Genomic DNA, 20948 nt, shown 5'->3' with positions numbered 1-20948 from the left:
TTCTGTAATGGTTAATTCTTTAAAAGGGGTTTCTAGTCGCAGGTATGGACAAGCTGGCTATCCTAAACCCTATGGGAAAGATGCTCTTTGGTCTCCTAGTTATTTTGTTTCTTCTGTAGGAGGTGCAACCCTGGAAGTTCTTAAGTGCTATATTAAAGATCAAGAAAAGCCGTCGTTTTACGACGGGGTTTTAACCCAAATTTTCGATAATCAGGGCAGCCTCCACACATACTATATGTCAGACACCTCCGCAGTTAAACAATATCTCGCCCATTGGTTTCAATTGGGAAAAAAAGTTATTTGTCCCAAAAACCAAGCTATGCTATTTCCGCTGCCAATTTTCAATGGCGATCGCTATTCAGCGGAGTTTGAAGATTGTTGGCAAAAAATGCTCGCTCCTGAAAGTGGCGATTGTTACCTAGAAGGTACTCAACAAACTATCCAAGACTTACTTTCCCCTCAATGGGAATTTCATCCCTGCGCTCGTTGTACTATACCCGTACCAATTGAGGTACTGGGCCAATCGGGTTTATCCTGTCCCTGCCATGATTTGAGTAATTGGCCCAATTTAGAATTACCCCTACCCCATTTACCCGTCAATAGTCAAGAAAATCTCGATCGCATCCGGCAAAGATTGCTAAAAAATTCTCGCCAAGATTAACCGGACTAAAAGAGACGTTAGGGGTAACGTCTCGACAAAAGGGTTTAGATTTAACGATTTCTGCCAAAAAGATTGACTAAATCTCGCAATCTGTCGCTATATTCTCCGGTTAAAGCTTCCTGACGATAGCGCCATGACCAATTGCCTTCTGCGACACTGGGAGTATTCATGCGCGCATCCGATCCTAAACCTAACACATCCTGTAACGGTACGACCGCCTGATTAGCCACGGAACTATAGGCAAGTCGAATCAGATCCCAAGCCACTCCCTGACCACTGGGAGCGCCAAGATATTGATAAAGTCGCGCTTTTTCGTAGTCATTGGCGTTATCTTGAAACCAGCCCAGAGTAGTATTATTATCGTGAGTGCCGGTATAAATCACACAGTTGCGTTCGACGTTAAAAGGAAGATAGGGATTACCCGCATCACCCCCAAAAGCAAAGTGGAGAATTTTCATACCGGGGAAGGCAAAGTGATCGCGAAAATCTAGGACTGCTTGGTCAATATCGCCCAAATCTTCGGCAATAATCGGCAATTTACCCAAACGATCCCGGATGGTATTAAAGAGATCATAACCCGGGGCCTTCAGCCAACGACCATTAATGGCGTTTTCCTGGCCAAAAGCCACCGCCCAATAGGCTTCTAATCCGCGAAAATGATCGATACGGATGATATCGACTAGGGAAAGAACCCCTTTTAAACGGCGTACCCACCAGTCAAAGCCCGTATTTTTGAGATAATCCCAGTTATAAAGAGGATTTCCCCATAATTGACCCGTTGCTGAGAAATAATCCGGGGGAACCCCTGCCACTTCCAAGGGATTACCGGTTTGGGTATCTAGTCGGAAAACCTGGGGATTTGCCCAAACATCAGCGCTATTATGGGAGACATAAATGGGGATATCACCGATAATCTCGATACCAAGAGCGTTAGCATAGCGTTTTAGGGCTAACCACTGCTCAAAAAACTCAAATTGCAGGAATTTGTGCAGAAAAATCTCCTCTTGTAACTCCTGTTTCGGTGTTTCCAACGCACCCCAATGACGTTCGCGAATTTCTGTCGGCCATTCCATCCATGCTTTACCCTGGTAAGCGTGGGATAGGGCCATAAATAGGGCGTAATCCTCTAACCAATCAGCATTGCCAGCACAAAAGCCGGCAAACTGTTTGTAAAGAATTGTGTCAGAACCCTTGACAAAATTGCTCGCCGCCTTTCTAAGTAGGGGAATTTTCCAAGCGATCAATTTATCGAAATCCACTTGATCGAGGGGAAAATCGGGAATATCCTCTAAATCTGCATGACTAAGCAGGTTTTTCTCCCGAAGAATATCGAGACTAATCAGGAGATGATTGCCAGCAATGGCACTAAAACTCATGTAGGGAGAGTTACCGTAGCCTGTGGGGCCTAAAGGGAGAATTTGCCAGAGTTTTTGACCACTTTGAGCCAAAAAATCGATAAATTGATAGGCTTCCCTACCTAGTTCTCCAATCCCGTAACGACCGGGGTGACTGGTGGGATGAAGCAAAATACCGCTAGAACGGCTAAAAGCCATGAAAAAACCCCCTTATCAGTGATTCGGTTAGCAGTTATTATATTTTTTAAAGCTGAATGCTCACTGCTATCTCAAAGCTAACCCGATCTCGATCGATAAGGGCAATACTTAACAACTTTATTAGACCTATAGGACAAAATCAGGCATTACAGCCGTACATTAACAGATCGTCTTTCCAGTGAAAAAGATTCCTTGGGATCACGTTCCACGCTACCCCGGAGGAAAAACCGATCGCTTGTCAGTTATTGCGCCAATGGTAGGGGCGCATCGGTCAGTGAGTTGATCGATGCGCCCAAAATGTAATATAGATATTTCTGCAAAATTGAGATGCAGCCGCCGAAAATTCAAGAGCGATTCACTTACTGTCAGTAAGTCCCACTTCTTGTAACCTCCTCTTCAACCCAGACCTGTTACTGTACTGTTCGTAAATCTGGTTCAGACGCTCTTGGAAAACGGGCAACCGGTTTTGATATTCGGCTAAGTCTCTTAATTTGACTAACAATTTAACAGCCTCATCGTAGGGTTTAGACTGGGCTTTCTGAATTAGGGACTCGACTTGCTGCCAAACTTGCGCTTCCCGTTTAGCTAAAGTTTGTAGTTCCTCAATTCGCTTGGCTTCCGCTTCTTGTTGTCGCCGTTTTTCTGCCTTTTTTCCTTCCTCAGCAGCAGCCTCAAGAAGTTCTTGGATCGTACGTCGAGGCTGGTTAGAAGCGGGAGAAGTAGGGATTAATTGAGACAGCTTTTGTTTGAATTTGGCAGATAAATTCGGTTCTCCTTTAGCCAATCTTAATAAGAAATCTTGGCGTTCAGAAGCCGATAATTGGCTAATAGCTTGTTGCCAAGTTTGCTCAGAGATAGTTGTTAGTTTACCACTGGATGCACAAGCAACATTTAATAAGTGTTCGTCCAATTCAAAGATTTCTATAAAAGCCTTTTGAGATGCAGAAAGTTGATTTAGTCCGGGGGGTAGAGGAGGTTCTAGTTGGGTGTTATCGATGTCTATATATCCCTCGGATAAGGCAATAGCTTTCAGCCAAGCTAAATATAATCCTCGATAGTCTTGCTGGAGAATTTCTTGGCGTAATCCTATCAATTCCGATAGAATCCCTTCTCCTTCTATCCAGTCATTAAAACCTTCTTCTTGACTAAATTCCCAATCTAAAATTGCCCAATCTCCCACAAAAGATAAGCTGATATAATCATCAATACAGTAAAGTTCAATTGCTTCTCGGTCGATCAGGGATTTGGGAAAACGAAACATTAATTGCTGTGTTCCCCAGTTGGCGATGTAGTACATAATATCGAAATACCGAGCCAGCACTTGTTTGGTATCGCCTCGAAAATCGCCGTAACTATAGGTGAAACTGGCACTCGTTGCCGTCGGTTTGACGCGGCTCGATAGCTGGCCTATGGCAGCCCTTTCCTCTTGGGTGAGGGGGCGATCGATCGCTTGAAATTCGTAATATTGGTATTCGCTCATGGTGTGCAACCTATCTCAAGGTTTATTGATCAATCATAGTCAATGGATTAAAAATGATCCCCTAGAAATTACTTACCGTACCACATAATAGGTCGTTCCTATTCACAGGGTATAAAAATCCAATATTTCTTCCATAAATCTAGTTTCCTCTACCCTTCTTTCAGTCGTTCAGCGATAATTTTTTTCCTTTTGTTTTTGCCGATAAGCTTCAAATTCGGGGTTGGTAGAAAGAATTTGACGGACGCGCTCCCGACTTATGCCGTATTTATCCGCTATTTGCTGATAGCTTAATCCCTGCCTATGGAGTTCTAAAAAATCGTAACTTTTTTTAAGTCTTTCCTTTCTCTGTGCATCCCGTCTTGGGGTTAGACTCTTATTGCTAAGGTGTTTTACTATTTCCCTTCCCAACTCGGTCAAAGAATATTGACGGTTGCGACACCTAACCAATCCTTGTTTTTCCAATTCTTTAAGTATTTTATGTATTCTGGTTATATTATTAGGAGTTGTTGCCAATTGCCGAGATGGATCGGAAAGTATCCGAATTGCCGAATCAATTTGAATCGGATAATCTAACATCCCTTTCAGAATCTGTTTCTGTTTTACTTGGAGATTGGCGATCATCTCTTCTAAATGTTGAAAGTCTTCATTTTCATCCATCGGAATTATCATTTTTAATATACCTCTCCCTAGTCTGATAAAATCACAATCATGAGATATTGTCAACAACTAACCGTAGCTTGCCCAGTCGTTTATCCCTTGGTAATGCACTTTTTGAAAAATAGTGATAAACTCAACTGTATTGGGTACACTCTCCCTATCGGAGGGATTTGAGGAAAAATCGGGAGAAAAGGCGATGAAAGAACGGGAAACATCCAACAAAATTGAAGCGGGTGGGGGTTTTCCCCTATTGCAATATTGGGCAGAAAAAACCCTCTCTCCTCAAGGGGTTAAACTCTGGCAAACCTTAAATCATAAAAGTGCCTGTTTAGCTTGCGCTTGGGGAACGGGAGGACAAAAGGGCGGTTTTGTCAACGAAGCGGGGGAAAGTCTGCAACGTTGTCTCAAAAGTGTCGAAGCGATTACTTCCGAATTAATGCCGGGTATTAAAACCGATTTTTTTCAGACCTATCATCTCGCTCAATTACAGTCCTTAACCTCCTTAGAATGCGATCGCCTGGGTCGTTTCAGTTATCCCGTTCTCTTAAAAGCTGGAGAAAGTCACTATCAACGTATTAGCTGGGAAGAAGTTTATCGATTAGCTGAACAAGCTTTTCGTCAACCGTCCGAGACTCTGGCCTCCTATAGTTCGGGACGTTCTTCTAATGAAGCCGCCTATCTCTTACAATTGTTTTTCCGGGCATTAGGAAGTAATAATTTAGCCGATTGTTCCGATCTCTGTCATGCCGCCTCGACCGTAGGATTAAAACAGGTTTTCGGCTCCGGGACTTCGATGGTCAGTCTGGAAAGTTTAAAACAAGCCGATTGTGTGGTATTGATCGGTTCTAACGCCCCCGCTAATCATCCTCGCCTGATGAATGAATTAATTCAAATTCGTGATCGCGGCGGTAAAATTATTATTATTAACCCGCAAATTGAAGTCGGATTGGTCAAATTCTCCTCGCCCGCTTTTCCGATTAAATCCCTATTGCGGGGCGGTTCCGATATTTCTACTCTCTACCTACAGCCGATTCCGGGTAGCGATACCGCCCTATTCGTCGGATTACAAAAATCTTTGATCGAACAAAATTTAGTCCGGTGGGATTATCTCGAATCCCATACAGAAAATTGGCAATCTGTTATAGATTATGCCCGACAAATACCCTGGGAAACCATTACTAAAACCTGCGGTTTATCTAGAGAAGAAATTGAAGCAACCGCCGCCCTTTTCGGCAATTTAGAGCGAGTGGTTTTCGCTTGGGCGATGGGGGTTACACAACAGGAAAATGGTGTCGATAATATTATCAGTATTGCTAATACAGCTTTACTTACAGGTAATGCTGGTAAAATAGGTGCAGGAACCATGCCAATCAGAGGTCATTCTAATGTACAGGGCTTCGGTTCTATGGGCGTTACGGTGAAATTACGTCGGGAAATCGCCGAGGCACTTTCTCAACTTTTAGGAAAGCCATTAAATATAACCGGCGGTTATGATACCAGGGCATTAATTGAAGCGGCCGAACGGGGAAAAATCAACACCCTTTTCTGTTTGGGAGGTAATCTTTATGGGGCAAATCCAGATTTAACTCAAGCCAAAAAAGCCTTAGCACAAATTGATACGATTTTTTATGTGGCTACTAAGCCAAATTTAGGACATTTTCACGGATTAGCCCGACAAAATACGGTAATTTTACCCGTCTTCGCTCGTTTTGAAAATCCTCACCCGACAACAACCGAATCGGGCAATAATTTTGTCCGTTTTAACGAGCGGGGAAGCAGTCATCTACAGGGTTCTGATGTCGATATCATCTCGGAAGTAGAACTATTAACAAATATTGCCGTCAAGGTTTTAGGCACAAACCCGATTGATTGGTCGAGATTACACGACACCGCCTATATTCGTCAGTTAATCGCCAAAACGATTCCGGGTTATCAAAAAATCGGGCAATTAGATCAAACCCAAACAGAGTTTACCATTAGCGGACGGATTTTTCCCGAACCCCATTTTCCGACATCGACCGGAAAAGCGCAAATGTCCGTCACCCCTTTACCCACTTTAAAAGCACCGGAAAAGCAAGATTTCAACCAACCGGAAAATGCCCCCGGAATTGCCCTGATTCTCGGAACAGGACGCAGTTATGGACAACATAATACCGTCGTTTATCAAGTGGGTGATAAATATCGGGGAATGCCCCACCGTCATTGTTTATTGATGAACGCCGAAGATGCCAAAAAAGCCAGCTTTCAAGAACATCAACGAGTCACCGTTCAAGGAGATGCCGGCAAATTAGAGAATATTGAAATTATTTTCGGTCCGATTCGCGAAGGTGTTGGCTTTATGTTTTATCCCGAAGCCAATGTTTTATTCAAGGCTAAAATCGACCCTCGCTGTGGAACCCCCGCTTATAAACGAGTTCCCGTCTGGGTTTTTTAGTTATCAACTCCTCGGATTTTCTTTTTGGGAAATAATGAAATAGAGTTAAGCAAGCGAATAAATGAACGAAACCGAGTCCAATTCTGGGAAAGCGAAATTAAAGAAGCTCCCTATCGCTTTGATCGCATTTCTGTTATCCTGTTCTTACGATCATAGAATAAATAGCCATGGGTAAGTTTTTACTAACCGTATTAAGCATAGCAAGTTTGTTGGCTGTCGGGATGGCTACCCGTGGCATTGCAAGTCCCACATCTGCAGCGACGAACTTGCAACTAGCTCAACGCCCTAACTGTAACAATCCCCAGACTCAAAGCGAAATGAACATTTGTGCCAGCATAGCTTATCAAAACGCTGATCGCAAGTTAAATCAAGTTTATCGACAACTACTGCCAAAACTGTCAGCTGCTCGCAAACAAAAATTAATTAGCGCCCAACAAGCTTGGATTAAGTTTAGAGACAGCAGTTGCGAATTTGAAAGAAGTGCCTATGAGGGAGGATCGATGGCTCCCATGATTTACGGTTTTTGTTTGGCAGATGTCACCGAGCAGCGCACCAAAGATTTGCAGAGATATTTAGAAGATAGCGATCGCTAAGTCAGAATCGCCCTTGATATTACCGATAATTCCTTAGACGTTTACTGCACAACAGCCTAAGCGGGTGAGGGGAATCGAACCCCTATCATTAGCTTGGAAGGCTAGGGTTTTACCACTAAACTACACCCGCATTTTCTTAGCACTTTCGTTAGTATAACACGAATTGCCGATTTTTGCAAGTAGGGCTTTTCGGCTTGTTAATCGCCTCTAAAGTCCCGATCGCTCCTTTATTTCCCCGATTTGGCTAAAAGTTTCTTCCACGCGATCGAGATCTAGTTGGGAGAAATTATCGATCGCCCAGTTGGACACTCTCTGCATAAAATGGAAGGGATAGGTATGAGCGATTCCCACCACCTGCATTCCCGCTCTTTTTGCCGCTTCGCAACCGACAAAAGTATCTTCAATCACCAGACATTCCTGGGGTTGCAACTGTAGATTAAAATTCCAACGATTGAATCTTTCCACGGCCAGTAAATAACCATCTGGTTGAGGTTTACTGGTGCTAATCTCATCACCGGTGACAATGACACTAAAGTAATCCCCAAGGCCCACCCGTTGCAAGATTGATTCCACTTCCGAGCGTATTGCTCCCGTCACCAAACCGATTTGTAGTTCTCTGGCCTTAACCCGTTCTAAAAAAGAGTATATCTCCTCATAAATAGGAAGTTTCTCTAATTTTTCTAATCTTTCTCGGTATAAACTCGCTTTTTTGTTAATTAACTTAGTCAGATATTCCTCGGTCACTTGACGACCGCGACGGGTGAGAACATTACGCAAACAGACGCGATCGCTTCTCCCCAGACATAACTCCGCAAATTCCGACCCTAGGGGCAGCAAATTTTCCCCGATCAAGATTTCATTGATTAACTCCTGATGGATCGGTTCATCATTGATGATCACCCCATTAAAATCGAACAGAACAGCCTTTAACATCAATCTTAGACAGAAAAGCTAATAAATACTCACTGTTCTTGATTATACTAAAGTTTTTCGTCGGGGCAGGGCGGGTCTTGCCCCTTACCCCATCTCAACAAACAATTTTAACCGGAAAATTGCCAAGGCCTTGACAAATTCCCAGATTTGTTCTATTATTTTGTTATAGTGGGAATCCGTGCTGCCCTGTAACCCCCCTATTTGGGACTGACATATTAGCCAAAAATATAACAAAAGAATTTAGGCCATTTTTGCCGATAGCCAACGACGGAATAATTCCACAGCAATCTGATAACGGGAGTCTTGGCATTCGATGACATGATGATTTTCAAGGGTTTTTAGGGCCAGGTCGAGAGTTGTGGCAGTTAGTCCGGTGCTGGACAGTAAATCTGCCCGGGTTAATCCTTGCAGATGGGAAGAAAGAACTATTAAAATCTCCCCTTGTCCGGCCGCATCTTGTTTAGCCTGTTTCCAGACACCCGTAAAATAATAATTTCCCCTTTGGAAAAACTCAGCATCGATAGCTTTTTCCACATCTTCCACCTGAAAACGAATATCTTGGGGACGTTGCAACTCAAAGACCTGTTTATTATAAAAACGTACCAGATGAAACCCGATAAGTTGCACTAGATAGGGTTGACCGTGGGTAAGTTGATAAATTTTGTCCAAAGCTTCTGGGGTATAGTCTAGGGGAAAATCCTCGTCTTCCCCAACGGGATTAGCGAGGATAACGCGAGTGGACTCCGGAGAGAGGAAACTAACTGGAATCGGGTAAACACTGCCAAAAAAAGGATGAAAATAATCGGCAGTCATCTCCTCTAGGGTATGTAATCCGGCAAAAACAAAAGCTAGACGCGGACTACTCTGGACAAGGGAACGCAGATAGCCGAGGAAATTCCGGGGGAGGGTATTCGCTTTGATTAAATCCTCAATTATCTCGAACTCATCGAGGGCAATAATTAAACCGGTTTTGGCTTTTTCCGGCAGAATCTGGCTTATCAGACGATCTAAATAACGATTAAAATACATTTCTGGATGTTGGGAGATTTTTTCCTCTTCTGGGGCATCAATTGCTAAAGTTTTGGCGATTTCCTCAGCCATATTCAGGAGAACTTCGGCTAGGCTGGTTACTGTGGCCACGCGCTGTAAATTAATGTAGATAACCGAGATAGCTGGTGGGAGATATGCCTCCAGATTGCGTAGAATCGAAGTTTTACCCATGCGACGATGACCATAGAGAACCACGGAGGATAGGTTATCTCCCGACCACATTGACTGAAGTTCCCCCAGGATATCCCCACGACCAACAAAGCGTTTACCGATCACCGGATCACCGATAATGTAGGGATTAGGAATCGGTTGGGTAATAGTCACCGTTCCCACCGTTCCCGCGATGGATGTGCTAATTTTTGCCCATTTTTCGGCCATAGAAAGGATTAATTCTTTTTCTGCTTGGGGTAAATTGGCCGCTTGTTGGTCGCTTATATCCCTTAATTCCCCGATAATCCGATTAAGAGCGAGGGATCTAGTCTGTTGGGAGTAACTTCTCTGGACTAAAGCCATTTCTGCGATAACTCGATTGAAACTGTTGATAGCTTGCCAAGTTTGCGGACGTAATGACGGTTCTGCGGCAATAGGGGCAACTTTCAGGGAAGCGATACCATCGGGAGTTGCTGCCTGACTAAATCGGTGTAAAGTTTGGGCTAGGCTATACATTTCTTCCCCGTAGGCGAGGGAACGTACCACAGCAAAGGCTTTTTCGGCTTTTTCGGTTTCCTGTTGGTGAAGATACCAAAAACCAGCAGCAGCGGCGCGAGCAGGAGTATCTAGACGGATTTTGCTGCGAGGAAGAGAAAACGGTTTCGCGGACGCATATTTTAACAATTCCCAATCGGAGGGATTTTCTGCCAGACGGGAGACCCGATAGATAATTTCTGCCTCTGGGAATTGCGATAAAACGCGATTAACGGCGACAAGGACAGGAATACACTGGCGGCTGTACTGAAGGTATTGATTGAGGTTATTAATAGCTGTTTCCCAGTCTTGCTGTAACCATTGTTGTAGAGTCGAGGTTAACCCCAGCAGCGGTAGAAGGGTAATACGGGGAAAAAGTCGCCCTTGGGGGCCAGCAAAAAGCCCGATTAGCCAATTATCAAGACGGAAAAAGGCGAATATAAACGCCACGCCCCACACCACGCCCCACACCACGCCCCACACCACGCCCGACACCACGCCCGACACCACGCCCGACACCACGCCCGACACCACGCCCGACACCACGCCCGACACCACGCCCGACACCACGCCCGACACCACGCCCAACCCCACGCCCGACACCACGCCCCACACCACGCCCGACACCACGCCCGACACCACGCCCCACAGCACGCCCAACCCCACGCCCAACCCCACGCCCCACACCACGCCCCACACCACGCCCAACCCCACGCCCAACCCCACGCCCGACACCACGCCCAACCCCACGCCCCACACCACGCCCCACAGCATGCCCCACACCACGCCCCACAGCACGCCCCACACCACGCCCGACAGCACGCCCCACACCACGCCCCACAGCACGCCCCACAGCACGCCCCACAGCACGCGCACCCGATCAACAGAAAGTCCTAAATTTGCTGCTATGCTACAGATAATTAGAGGGGTAATTACAGTTAAGAGAAGACCCTGAATCCATAGTCGCAATTGTACGGGATGGTCGCGGAGAAATTGCCTTTTATCGCGCCATGTTTTCTGTTCTTGGAATTTATCGCCGCCGCCTCTCGTTTCCACATACCAGCGCACTGCTTGGGGAAAATAAAAAACCCAGTACAACAGCAAAAGATAATCAAAGGGATTCCATAAAGATAAATTGCGTCTGAGTTTAGGGGCGAGATTAATTCTGGGGACGGTGCTTTCCTTCATAATTTTTATCTCTGGCTATTTACCCGGTGATGGGCTATTAATTGATTTTTTTTGCTCAACGGTTGCCGAATAAATAGTTCTCTCGACATCATGGTGTAAAGTGTTCGTAAATGTTACATTTTGGGCGCAAGCCCTTCATTGGTGTTAATTTACCACAAAAACCATATAATCTCGTAGGGACACAACCGTGTTGTGTCCTGAAACGGTTGTGTCCTGAAACGGTTGTGTCCTGAAACGGTTGTGTCCTGAAACTTTGAGTGAGGAGGATTTAACAGTGTTAAATCCCTACAAGTTCGCATTTTCAAAGGAAGTTTTTATAATCTAAGTTTGGGATGCTGAGTTATTGATTTTGCTTTGATAAAGTTTAAAACAACTTTGCATTACCTCTCGCGGCTTTCCTTGACTTTGCCTAACAAGATAATTTATTTCCTCCTCGGTAAAAGTCACTCCTGTTTGACTTAGACGATGACTAATAAACTCTTGAATTTTAGCTTGATTCCATAATCTAACCGGACATTCTAGACAAATTCCCTCGAAAGGTGAATCACCTCCTTTATTATCAGGAAATAAAACATTAAGGGGACGATTAGCCGCTACTACTAATCTTAAAGGTGGATCGGGACGATTAGCCAACTCTCTTAATTGACTTCTAAGCTGATAGCTGAAATATTTTTGAGTCATATTATCTACCACATCCAATAATAACAGGATTTTATGTTTTTCTAATTCCCTAGTTAATCTAGTTCCTTTGAGCGGTTTATCATAATCTGCAGCTATACCAATCTGATGACATAATTCATAATAAAAATCCTTATCTCCTACTAATCCTTCTAAGTTCAGATACAAGGGTTTTCGAGGACTACGCAGATACTCCCTTGCTTGATGGTAAAGTCCCCAAAGCAGCGTGGTTTTTCCCGTACCGCGTTCCCCGATAATAGCTGCACTACTGCCGGAATTTAAAATCTCAAAAATATCTTTAATTTCTTGTTCTCGTCCAAAAATTTGCTGAATTTCTTTAATACCTCCGGAAGTGGGTATAAAAGGATTATTGGCATTTTTTTGGGGTTGTAATTGCGGAAAATATTTAAAAATAGTCTGAACTGGAATCGCTCTTCCTCCCAAATCACTGTACTCATCTCTGGTTTTATTCACCACTCCGCACACTTTCCCCGTGCGTAAATTTAAAAGCGGTGAACCACTAAAACCGGGTTGTACTTGCCCTAATTTAAACTTGATTAGGGGGTTTTCATCCCCGGTTAAACCTATATACTCAAAGTCGCTAGGATCACCGTTCGGATAATCATTGGTATAGCCAAAAGTGTATAATTTATCTGTTAATTGTAAATCTTGATCAAAATCGATATATTTGTGATCTAAAGGAGAGTTTAATTGTAAAAGAGCCAAATCGATCCCGTCTAAATTCGGCAAGTTGATAATTTTGGCACTAGAAATTTGACCTTGCCAAATTATCTCGATAGTCTCGTGATTATCCCGCGCATCTTTCACCACATGAAGACAGGTCAAAATTAACCCTTGTCCCACAAAAAAGCCTGTTCCTGACCCATAGATTAACTTTAAACTGACAGTGTGCGAGGGTAGAGATTCCGGGGTAAGCATTTAATCAATTTATCCTCCCCATTCCAGGGTAATTTTTAAATTTCCCTTTCCCTCACCTTCCACAATTAAAGCGGTTAGTTTACCGGATTTTACCGTGACTTCTACCCCAAACTCTACGGTGGCCTTTTTGGGTTGCACTTTATTTATCGTAGCAGCGATCGATTCGGTAATTGCCTCAATTGTATCAGCCACACTTTGAAAGTCAAATAATTGATCGGATACTTCCCGTTCACCACCGAAACTTCTCGCTTCTACTAAGACGGTGACATTTTCTTTAACTTTAACTGAAATAACCTCAGATCTAGATTGTGGCATAAGGCTCCTCGAATGACCCGTTTATGGTTTTCTCGATTGGTTCTCGGACAAACTTATATCGGAACTAAAAAGGCTTATATATATTTCGACACGGATTCCCATTATACTAAAAAGTATATGTCAAATCGAGGGATTTTGTCAAGTCTTTTTTGCCATTAATCTATAGAATTTGGAGACAAAAAGGAATTATTGGGCAGAAAGAGGCGATGGGATGTTATTATTTAAAGCCGATGGACTAGAAGCAATGGCGAATAGTAGTGGAATAGGCGATTAAAGGAGTGAAACCTGTGCAAATATTCACAACAATCCCCGGTTTACGCACTTTTTTGGCTGATTATCGCCATGATCGCAGTATTGCCCTTGTGCCAACCATGGGCGCTCTCCATAAAGGTCATGCTAGTCTAATTCGGCGCGCAGTGGCCGAAGCGGAGATAACTGTGGTCAGTATTTTTGTTAATCCTCTACAATTTGCTCCCACAGAGGATTTTTCTCGCTATCCCCGCAGCCTTGACAGCGATCGCCAATTGTGTGCATACTTGGGAGTTGCTGCTATTTTTGCTCCTAGTGCGGAAACTTTAGGAATTGGTGATTCTGAGGACATAACCGCAGTTATTCCCCCGATTTCTCTGACTAGCGGGTTATGTGGTGCTTTTCGTCCGGGGCATTTTCAGGGAGTAGCCACAATTGTCACTAGGTTGTTTAATATAATTGCACCGACGATCGCCTATTTTGGCGAAAAGGATGCCCAACAGTTAGCGATTATCCGGCAATTAGTCAGGGATTTAAATTTAGCGATCGAGATTCGCGCTTGTGCTACAGTGAGAGAAACATCGGGATTAGCAGTTAGTTCTCGCAATCAGTATCTATCGACCGCAGAAAGGGAAAAAGCGACAATTATCGTCAAAAGTTTGCAATTAGCTCTCGAAAGTTTTCATTTAGGGGAAAGACAAAGGGAAAAACTACTGGCTATTGTTCAAAAAAATCTCGACAGAGTACCAGAATTTCGCTGTCAGTATCTGGATTTAGTCCATCCCCAGAGTTTACAACCGATCGAGCAGATCGAGACAGGGGGCTTGTTAGCGATCGCCGGATCGATCGGTCAAACCCGTTTAATTGATAATATTATCTTGCGTCAACGTCGGGCAGTTATCGCTATTGATGGACCTGCTGGAGCGGGAAAATCGACAGTAACGCGCTTAGTAGCCGAAAAATTGGGGTTAACCTATCTTGATACCGGTGCGATGTATCGCGCGGTGACATGGTTAGTGGTGAATTCCGGTCTGGATTTGTCCGCAGAAGCGGCCATCGCCGAGTTATTATCTTTAGCGAAGATAGCAATAATTCCGGCCGATAGTCCCGAAAATGTGACTATAGTGAAGATTAATGGGCAGGATGTGACTTTAGAGATTCGCTCTCCCGCAATTACCGCGCAAGTGTCCAGAATTGCCGCTCAAAAAGCGGTGCGACAGCAGTTAGTCACCCTGCAAAGAGAGATGGGAATGTCAGGGGGAATAGTCGTCGAAGGTCGGGATATTGGTACTAATGTTTTCCCAGAAGCGGAATTAAAGATTTTCTTGACAGCAACACCCGAAGAAAGAGCCAGAAGAAGATTGAAAGACTTAGAAGCGCAGGGAAATGGGGGTATTAGTCTCGCAGAATTAACCCAAGAGATTGAAAAAAGGGATTATTTGGATAGTAATCGCTCCCTAGCACCCCTGCGAAAAGCCGCAGATGCGATCGAAGTTAATAGCGATCATCTCAGTATTGCAGAAGTCACGGAAAAAATCATTGCTCTTTATCATCAAGGAGAAGAAAATCAATGGAGAAGCCTCTAGTTTTTTTAGATACTGATGTTTTGATTTCTTATCTACGAGGAGATCTAGCCAGTGTACATTTATTCGATCGAGTATTTCTCGATCGCGTTTGTCTTGCTATTAATGCGATCGTTTTACAAGAGTTATTATTTTTAGCAGAAGTTCGTAATCATCCTGAAATAGTCGATCGGATTCAAGAAAAGGTGACTATCTTGGATTTTGATTTAGTTAAACTTGATAAATATTGTCAAAATGCTAGAGATATTCGCAATATTTTGGCAGACTCGAATGATGTTTTAATCTTAAGTAGTGCCGCTAATTGTGATTATTTAGTTACCTACGATCAAAAACTTAAAAAAGCCTCTAGTTATCTATCTAACTCTAAACCTATCGTAGTAACAACTGAACAATTATTAGAGTTTATTGTTCAAAAAAATATAGTCCCTTCTAGCCTCTCTTGCCAAGGATATAAATCGTCAATTTTCCCCTTAAACAAGGTGATTTAGGGAGATAATTATGAAGTTAAATTCCCTGACTATCAAATCTATCTGTTTAACGGTAACTTCCTTGATAATTATCGGCAGTCCAGCTATATCTTTAGCCGATCATAGATCACCAATAACTTTAGCTTCTAGGGATTTATCAAACCAGCAACAGGGACGAACAATTATTCTTAATGGTCGTTCTTTCTCTATTCCTTGGCGACAGTGGACAGTAGGAAATATTACCAGAATTGCCATGAGTGACACGGGAGCAAGACAATTATTCGGCATGGATTTTCTTAGCACAAATGATCCGAAAAAGCAACCGATAAGCTGGTTTAATTTACAAACTTTATCAGCTAATTTTATCAATTCCGATCGCTGGCTAGACGTTACGGATATTTTACTAACAACGGGTGCAACAACCACTATTAATGGCGATAGTTTAACTATTAACTTTTCTGCTCCCCAGATTCAAGATATTCAGCTAGAAAATTATGGAGCAGTACAACGGATTATTATGCAACTCGATCGCCCGACCTTTTGGCAAGTTAGTCAGGCAAAAAATCAAGCAGTGATTACCCTAGAAGGAAATGCCCAGCAATCGCTTATCTCTAGGTTTCAACCCCAAACTAGCAGCAACAGTAACCAAAATAACGATGAAGATGATCTAGGCAACTCCAATAATAACTTACCCACTCAGATCACTTCCTTAGAAAATAATGGAGTGATCAGTCGTTTAAAAATCAATCTTCCCACTGCCTACGGATTACAGATCAGCAGTGTGGATAATCCTCCCCGAATTATTATTGATTCTCGTCCCGATGCTATGGATGAAAAGCGCATTGTTTGGCAACCAGGGTTAATCTGGAATCAAAAATATATCCAGTTAGACAAAGATTGGTTTCCCGTGACTTGGTTAGAAATCGATCCCAGAAATCCCCAGATAACTATTAAACCAATTACCGCTAATTCCACCTCAATGCGCGGCACTAATCCCCTGATCACGATTAATAGCGAAAGTAATGCGGTAGCGATGATTAATGGCGGCTTTTTTAATCGTAATAATCAGTTACCTTTGGGGGCAATTCGTGTCGATGGCAAATGGTTATCCGGACCAATTTTAAACCGAGGAGCGATCGCATGGGATAATCGTGGTCAGATCAGGATCGATCGCCTCAGTTTAGAGGAAACTCTCATTACTGCCACTGGACAACGTTTTCCCCTAACCCAGTTAAATAGTGCTTTCCTGACAGCCGGCTGCAGTCGTTATACTCGCGATTGGGGGAGTAATTATCATCCCCTCACCGAGCGCGAAACTGGGTTAGTCGTCCAAGGCGATCGCATAACGGAGAAATTAAATAATCTTTTCCCACAGGATAGTATCGCCATACCAGAAAATGGTTATTTAGTCATCTGCCGAAAGACAGAGATTAATTTAAATATTGGTGAAAGAGTCAACCTCGATAGCGTCACCCTACCGAGAGATTTTGCTGATTATCCCCAGATTTTAGGTGCTGGCCCCCTATTATTGCAGAATGGGCGCATAGTTTTGGACGGAAATGCCGAAAAATTTAGTCCTGCATTCCAAAATCAACAGGCTTCCCGTAGTGCGATCGCCGTCAGTCGAGAAGGAAAAATTTTGCTAGTGGCTATCCATAATCGTGTCGGGGGAAGGGGGGCAACTTTAGGCGAATTAGCCCGAATTTTGCTGTTAATGGCGGCAAAAGACGGTTTAAACCTAGATGGGGGTAGTTCCACCGGGATAGCCTTGGGGAGTTATCTGCTCGATCGCTCTGCCGTTACCGCCGCAAAAGTCCATAATGGAATAGGGATATTTTTGTCCCCGTCTCCTTGAAAGGTGTGAAAACAATGGATAATAGCGACTGGATTAAACAATTGCTGCTGATGGGTATTGGCACTACTTCCATGGTGGCAGAAAAGATCAAAGAAGTGAGCGACGAATTAGTAAAAGACGGTAAAATCAATTCCGATCAGGCTAAAAACTTTGTCGATGATCTGATGACACAGATGAAGTCCGAACAGGGAAACTTCGAGAATAACTTAGAACGCTATATCCGCAATATCTTGCAGGATTTAGGGGTTCCTCGACAATCGGAAATGGACGAACTGCGAGGAAGGATTGATAGATTAGAACGGCAGGTGAGAGACTTAGAGAATAAACTCTGGCGTTAGGGAATTATGAAATCAATGCGCGAAATCTTGCTCAGTTTTGCTATCATTGCGGTTTGTGGCTTATTTTTAATCGTTGCTTCCCTCTTTGGTGGGGGGGAAAAAACCAATGCGATCGCCGCAGAAATCGAGCCACCCGCTATCACTCAAACTATTAATAAGGAAATCATCTCCATGGATTTAGATCAAGCAGTCACCACCGATTCGGGACTAAAATACATCGATATCGTGGAAGGAACTGGAGAAAGTCCTCAAAAAGGTCAAAAAGTGACTGTTCACTACACGGGAACCCTCACAGACGGCAAAAAATTCGATAGTTCCAAAGATCGCAATCAACCTTTTACCTTTACCATTGGAGTTGGTCAAGTGATCAAAGGATGGGATGAAGGAGTGGCATCGATGAAAGTCGGTGGGCAGCGTACCTTAATTATCCCCCCAGAATTAGGTTATGGTGCGCGGGGTGCGGGTGGGGTGATTCCTCCCAACGCGACTTTACTTTTCGATGTGGAATTGTTGGAAGTTAAATAGGTTTTTCTTCTGATTTCTTCCCTCTACCCGCATCGATCCTGAATGCGGGTTTTTTGCTGGTTAATCAGGAAGATTTAGTAAATTCTAGACCGTTTTCGCTACCGTAACGTTCCATAAAACGCATAAAACGATCCCACTCTGCGGGAGAATTGAAAATAACCGTAGCTTCGATCGCTGTGGGTTTACCGTTGATGAATTTGCCTTTTACTTCCCTGGTGACGATTTCCCCTTCTTCATCAATGAGATACATCCCCGTGATTTCTTCAGTTTGTTGATCTCCGAGGATAGTCGGTTGCTCAAAATAAAATTTTGCCGATCCTTTCTCCCCCGTTTTAGTGCGACTTAAGCGGATATCGGGAACAACAGGTTCTTTTAACCCCTTGGAAAACTGAATTTCTGCCATTACTTTTCTTTATCCTTGTCATGAAATACACATTTCTAGATCATCTCACACCAAGTCGCAAGTAAAAAGCAGATGGGACAGCATAAGCTCAAAATATCAATACCAATATCATTTTTCCTTATTCGTAGCAGGCCTATCCATTAGTCATACTAAATCCTATTTAAAAGGTATAGGAGAGTGGAGAGTGGGGAGCGGGGAGCGGGGAGCAGGGAAAAACAATCCATAACTTGGGAGTTAATCACACTATTAAAAACAGATTCGGTGTCACATCTTTCTTAACATAAAATTTGACAAAAAGACAAAAGTGTGCAAAGTGGCTCAAGTTGGTTCTCTGGAGGTTCTGTCCCTTCTCAATTAAAACTTTTTATTGCGCTGACTAATTACGCCTGTTTTAGCTTACTTGTGTCCTTAAATAGTTCTTTTACTGCGTCAAATCACACAAGTCTTTGTATAAAAGTTGTACGATCATAGTCGGACTAAATTAAATTGTTGCCATTGCTTCCCGCTTCTCGTCTAGACTGTGTTGGGATTTGTCAAAGCTAATTGCAATAGTGATATTTTGCAGCCAATAGTTTTTTAAGTCTGTTAGCACGCTATGTCTGTCCTAAATAAAGAAAATCTTAAGCTGGAAACTCTCAACCTGTCTCAAAAATACCAAAAAACAGCCTTCTGGCAGAGGGGTTGAGGGTGAGGGCAATTAACCATCTCTGTCATTACCTTTGAAAAATTTGACTTAAACAAATTATGAATAGATATGCAGTCTATTAGCAGTTATCTTAACAGTGAGATACGAAGTTTCTGGTTTTAGAGAACGGCGGAACGTCGGAATATTATCTGATCGTCAAGAAATGATGACAAATACCGCCATACTTCATCTTCATCATAAACGCTATAATCTGAAAGTTGTTACCGGCTGCCCATCATGAAAAAACTTACTTATTCATTACTCCCCCTGGGGATTACTGTTGGACTTTGCCTAAACATTACCCCTGCTTCCGCTAGTTTGATGGCAAAAAATGTCATTTCCAACGCCGCCCTTTCTATTGACGGTTTTGGAAGCCTCTCCAACAACGGAATTATTCAAGCCAATATACCAGCAGGTTCTACTATTCAGAGGGCTTATCTCTATGCCGCCTCCGTCTGGAATAAAAGTCCAGTTTACGGAGTAACTTTTCATGGGAATCAACTTTCCTTGAATTCAGCAACTATTCTTAGTCCGAATAACAATCCCGCAGAAACTGCTCGCTGGGATGTTACCAATATCATCGCCTCCTCTTTTACGGGAGGACTCCAAGACTTTAGTATCGTTGAGAATGGGCAGAATGATGGTGCGGTTCTTGTCGTTGCCTATAGCAATTCTTCTACCCAAGGTTTAACCTCCGTTATCTTAGACGGGGAACTAAGCACCGGGGGAGACACAGTTCAGTTTGATTTTGACAGTCCTTACACTGGAGGAGATTTTCTGGTTTCACTCGCCTCTAGTTACAGCAGTCAACCGAGTGGGCAATTCACCCAGATTGACGTAACCACTAATTCGACCAATAATCGACGATTGAGCACAAGTGCAGGAGGACAGGATGACGGTGAATGGGTCGATGTAGGAGGAGGAGCCTTAATGACTGTTGGGGGAATAGGTGATGACCCTACTAACCCCGACCCATTGGCTCCCTCCTCCCATGGACCGAGAATCGATGATGAATACTATAACCTCGCTCTCGGCAATAGTGCTAGTGCCGCTCCTTTTATCTCGCCTGGAGATACCTTCCTGCGCTTAAAAACACAGAACCCAACCAATGATGATAACGTTTTTGGAATGTTTATCACCAGTGGATTTAAGAGCACTGCCACTCCCGTCCCCGAACCATCCATGACACTGGGTATTTTCGGTATCGGTGCCATCGGTATCTTACTATCTCGTCGTGGTAAAAAATCCTAAGCTGCCCGCAGATTTAAATTGCTTGTTGAGATGAGGCAAGAGTGCCTCTTGCCTCCTACTCCCCTCTCCCAGAACGGGAGAGGGGTTGGGGGTGAGGGCAATTAACCATCTCTGCCATTACTCTTGAAAAATGGTATAGTACTAAATCGGGTTATTAAAGACTGATTATTCATTCCCCCTTTTGCATGAGTGCCTGTCCTCATAAGTAGCCTATACTCAACGGATTTAGCATAAATAAATTCACCCTAAGAGACTCTCGGACTGCAATCAGTGACAAAATCAAGGCTTTGACATCCTCGCCGCACTTTTAGGGCGGCGATTCCTAAACCTCACGATTTAAGTTTCTGCTTCAACCACCGTTGCATACCACGGTTAAAAAACCATGTACTGTCTTACACAAAGTCCACAGACTTTCGCGACCTTTCAG

At 43.5% G+C, this 20948-nt stretch carries 17 protein-coding genes, 1 tRNA gene and 1 pseudogene; 10 read left to right on the top strand and 9 right to left on the bottom strand.

All coding sequences use genetic code 11. From position 1 onward, the window contains the following. A pseudogene (locus IM479_RS13655) lies at window positions 1-175 on the top strand (transposase); the annotation flags it as partial. A gap of 60 nt (window positions 176-235) precedes the next feature. After that, window positions 236-661, top strand: a complete 426-nt coding sequence (locus tag IM479_RS13650) for a hypothetical protein (protein WP_286826541.1) — start codon at window positions 236-238, stop codon at window positions 659-661. 50 nt (window positions 662-711) lie between these two features. On the opposite strand, the gene malQ is transcribed toward IM479_RS13650, so the two are convergent. The 3 genes from malQ to IM479_RS13635 all read right to left on the bottom strand — a co-directional run bounded on the left by malQ (window position 712) and on the right by IM479_RS13635 (window position 4351). Beyond that, window positions 712-2214, bottom strand: a complete 1503-nt coding sequence (gene malQ / locus IM479_RS13645) for a 4-alpha-glucanotransferase (RefSeq protein WP_287685673.1) — start codon at window positions 2212-2214, stop codon at window positions 712-714. Between the two features lie 355 nt (window positions 2215-2569). Beyond that, on the bottom strand, window positions 2570-3694 hold the full coding sequence (locus IM479_RS13640; RefSeq protein ID WP_287685671.1) for a hypothetical protein: 1125 nt from the start codon (window positions 3692-3694) through the stop codon (window positions 2570-2572). A gap of 168 nt (window positions 3695-3862) precedes the next feature. Beyond that, complete coding sequence (locus IM479_RS13635) at window positions 3863-4351, bottom strand: sigma factor-like helix-turn-helix DNA-binding protein (protein WP_287685670.1); 489 nt, start codon at window positions 4349-4351, stop codon at window positions 3863-3865. Window positions 4352-4547: 196 nt separating this feature from the next. Here IM479_RS13635 and IM479_RS13630 point away from each other — a divergent pair, with 196 nt between their 5' ends. Together IM479_RS13630 and IM479_RS13625 are read left to right on the top strand one after the other, a co-directional pair. Beyond that, window positions 4548-6785 (top strand): FdhF/YdeP family oxidoreductase, encoded by a 2238-nt coding sequence (locus tag IM479_RS13630; protein WP_287685675.1) that lies wholly within the window; start codon window positions 4548-4550, stop codon window positions 6783-6785. Between the two features lie 167 nt (window positions 6786-6952). After that, the gene (locus tag IM479_RS13625; RefSeq protein WP_287685669.1) at window positions 6953-7378 is read left to right on the top strand and encodes a lysozyme inhibitor LprI family protein; all 426 of its coding nucleotides are present in this window, start codon (window positions 6953-6955) and stop codon (window positions 7376-7378) included. 59 nt (window positions 7379-7437) lie between these two features. Here the strand turns inward: IM479_RS13625 and IM479_RS13620 are convergent. The 5 genes from IM479_RS13620 to IM479_RS13600 form a co-directional block, all read right to left on the bottom strand. Continuing rightward, window positions 7438-7508, bottom strand: a tRNA-Gly gene (locus tag IM479_RS13620). 77 nt (window positions 7509-7585) lie between these two features. Beyond that, the gene (locus IM479_RS13615) at window positions 7586-8311 is read right to left on the bottom strand and encodes an HAD family hydrolase (protein WP_287685667.1); all 726 of its coding nucleotides are present in this window, start codon (window positions 8309-8311) and stop codon (window positions 7586-7588) included. A 240-nt stretch (window positions 8312-8551) separates the two neighbouring features. Next, window positions 8552-11233 carry an AAA family ATPase gene (locus IM479_RS13610; protein ID WP_287699459.1) on the bottom strand — a complete coding sequence of 894 codons (2682 nt, stop codon included), beginning with the start codon at window positions 11231-11233 and terminating at the stop codon, window positions 8552-8554. A gap of 321 nt (window positions 11234-11554) precedes the next feature. Beyond that, window positions 11555-12850, bottom strand: coding sequence for a serine protease (locus IM479_RS13605; RefSeq protein ID WP_287687661.1), 1296 nt, complete (start codon window positions 12848-12850; stop codon window positions 11555-11557). Between the two features lie 9 nt (window positions 12851-12859). Continuing rightward, window positions 12860-13165, bottom strand: coding sequence for a CU044_2847 family protein (locus IM479_RS13600; protein ID WP_149107204.1), 306 nt, complete (start codon window positions 13163-13165; stop codon window positions 12860-12862). A 287-nt stretch (window positions 13166-13452) separates the two neighbouring features. Here IM479_RS13600 and IM479_RS13595 point away from each other — a divergent pair, with 287 nt between their 5' ends. From IM479_RS13595 to IM479_RS13575, 5 genes are read left to right on the top strand one after another with little or no spacing between them, the layout of a single operon-like run. Further along, window positions 13453-15000 (top strand): bifunctional pantoate--beta-alanine ligase/(d)CMP kinase, encoded by a 1548-nt coding sequence (locus IM479_RS13595; protein ID WP_287687663.1) that lies wholly within the window; start codon window positions 13453-13455, stop codon window positions 14998-15000. Further along, window positions 14985-15485, top strand: coding sequence for a type II toxin-antitoxin system VapC family toxin (locus IM479_RS13590; protein WP_287687665.1), 501 nt, complete (start codon window positions 14985-14987; stop codon window positions 15483-15485). Before IM479_RS13595 ends, IM479_RS13590 begins: the two co-directional genes overlap by 16 nt. A 10-nt stretch (window positions 15486-15495) precedes the next feature. Continuing rightward, window positions 15496-17319, top strand: coding sequence for a phosphodiester glycosidase family protein (locus IM479_RS13585; protein ID WP_287687667.1), 1824 nt, complete (start codon window positions 15496-15498; stop codon window positions 17317-17319). Between the two features lie 14 nt (window positions 17320-17333). Then, on the top strand, window positions 17334-17657 hold the full coding sequence (locus IM479_RS13580) for a phasin family protein (RefSeq protein ID WP_287687669.1): 324 nt from the start codon (window positions 17334-17336) through the stop codon (window positions 17655-17657). 6 nt (window positions 17658-17663) lie between these two features. Then, entirely contained in the window at window positions 17664-18182 is a 519-nt protein-coding gene (locus IM479_RS13575) for an FKBP-type peptidyl-prolyl cis-trans isomerase (protein WP_286825685.1), read from the top strand. A 64-nt stretch (window positions 18183-18246) separates the two neighbouring features. Here the strand turns inward: IM479_RS13575 and psb28 are convergent, their stop codons facing one another. Further along, complete coding sequence (gene psb28, locus IM479_RS13570) at window positions 18247-18585, bottom strand: photosystem II reaction center protein Psb28 (protein ID WP_002758684.1); 339 nt, start codon at window positions 18583-18585, stop codon at window positions 18247-18249. 922 nt (window positions 18586-19507) lie between these two features. On the opposite strand from psb28, the gene IM479_RS13565 reads away from it, so the two are divergent. Then, entirely contained in the window at window positions 19508-20521 is a 1014-nt protein-coding gene (locus tag IM479_RS13565) for a DUF3344 domain-containing protein (protein ID WP_287687671.1), read from the top strand. The last annotated feature ends 427 nt before the right edge of the window (window positions 20522-20948 follow it).

This window comes from Microcystis sp. M165S2 (genome assembly GCF_020245885.1).
Classification (GTDB): Bacteria; Cyanobacteriota; Cyanobacteriia; order Cyanobacteriales; family Microcystaceae; genus Microcystis.
The sequence above is the reverse complement of the archived record's forward strand: the minus strand, read 5'-3'. Positions and strand labels throughout refer to the sequence as shown.

Bases quoted from the DNA above. Each gene is read 5' to 3' on its own strand.
- IM479_RS13605 (WP_287687661.1), bottom strand. From the start codon at position 12,850: ATGCTTACCCCGGAATCTCTACCCTCGCACACTGTCAGTTTAAAGTTA.
- IM479_RS13630 (WP_287685675.1), top strand. From the start codon at position 4,548: ATGAAAGAACGGGAAACATCCAACAAAATTGAAGCGGGTGGGGGTTTT.
- IM479_RS13580 (WP_287687669.1), top strand. From the start codon at position 17,334: ATGGATAATAGCGACTGGATTAAACAATTGCTGCTGATGGGTATTGGC.
- IM479_RS13590 (WP_287687665.1), top strand. From the start codon at position 14,985: ATGGAGAAGCCTCTAGTTTTTTTAGATACTGATGTTTTGATTTCTTAT.
- IM479_RS13615 (WP_287685667.1), bottom strand. From the start codon at position 8,311: ATGTTAAAGGCTGTTCTGTTCGATTTTAATGGGGTGATCATCAATGAT.
- IM479_RS13575 (WP_286825685.1), top strand. From the start codon at position 17,664: ATGAAATCAATGCGCGAAATCTTGCTCAGTTTTGCTATCATTGCGGTT.
- malQ (WP_287685673.1), bottom strand. From the start codon at position 2,214: ATGGCTTTTAGCCGTTCTAGCGGTATTTTGCTTCATCCCACCAGTCAC.
- IM479_RS13625 (WP_287685669.1), top strand. From the start codon at position 6,953: ATGGGTAAGTTTTTACTAACCGTATTAAGCATAGCAAGTTTGTTGGCT.
- IM479_RS13565 (WP_287687671.1), top strand. From the start codon at position 19,508: ATGAAAAAACTTACTTATTCATTACTCCCCCTGGGGATTACTGTTGGA.
- IM479_RS13640 (WP_287685671.1), bottom strand. From the start codon at position 3,694: ATGAGCGAATACCAATATTACGAATTTCAAGCGATCGATCGCCCCCTC.
- IM479_RS13585 (WP_287687667.1), top strand. From the start codon at position 15,496: ATGAAGTTAAATTCCCTGACTATCAAATCTATCTGTTTAACGGTAACT.
- psb28 (WP_002758684.1), bottom strand. From the start codon at position 18,585: ATGGCAGAAATTCAGTTTTCCAAGGGGTTAAAAGAACCTGTTGTTCCC.
- IM479_RS13650 (WP_286826541.1), top strand. From the start codon at position 236: ATGTCAGACACCTCCGCAGTTAAACAATATCTCGCCCATTGGTTTCAA.
- IM479_RS13635 (WP_287685670.1), bottom strand. From the start codon at position 4,351: ATGGATGAAAATGAAGACTTTCAACATTTAGAAGAGATGATCGCCAAT.
- IM479_RS13600 (WP_149107204.1), bottom strand. From the start codon at position 13,165: ATGCCACAATCTAGATCTGAGGTTATTTCAGTTAAAGTTAAAGAAAAT.
- IM479_RS13610 (WP_287699459.1), bottom strand. From the start codon at position 11,233: ATGAAGGAAAGCACCGTCCCCAGAATTAATCTCGCCCCTAAACTCAGA.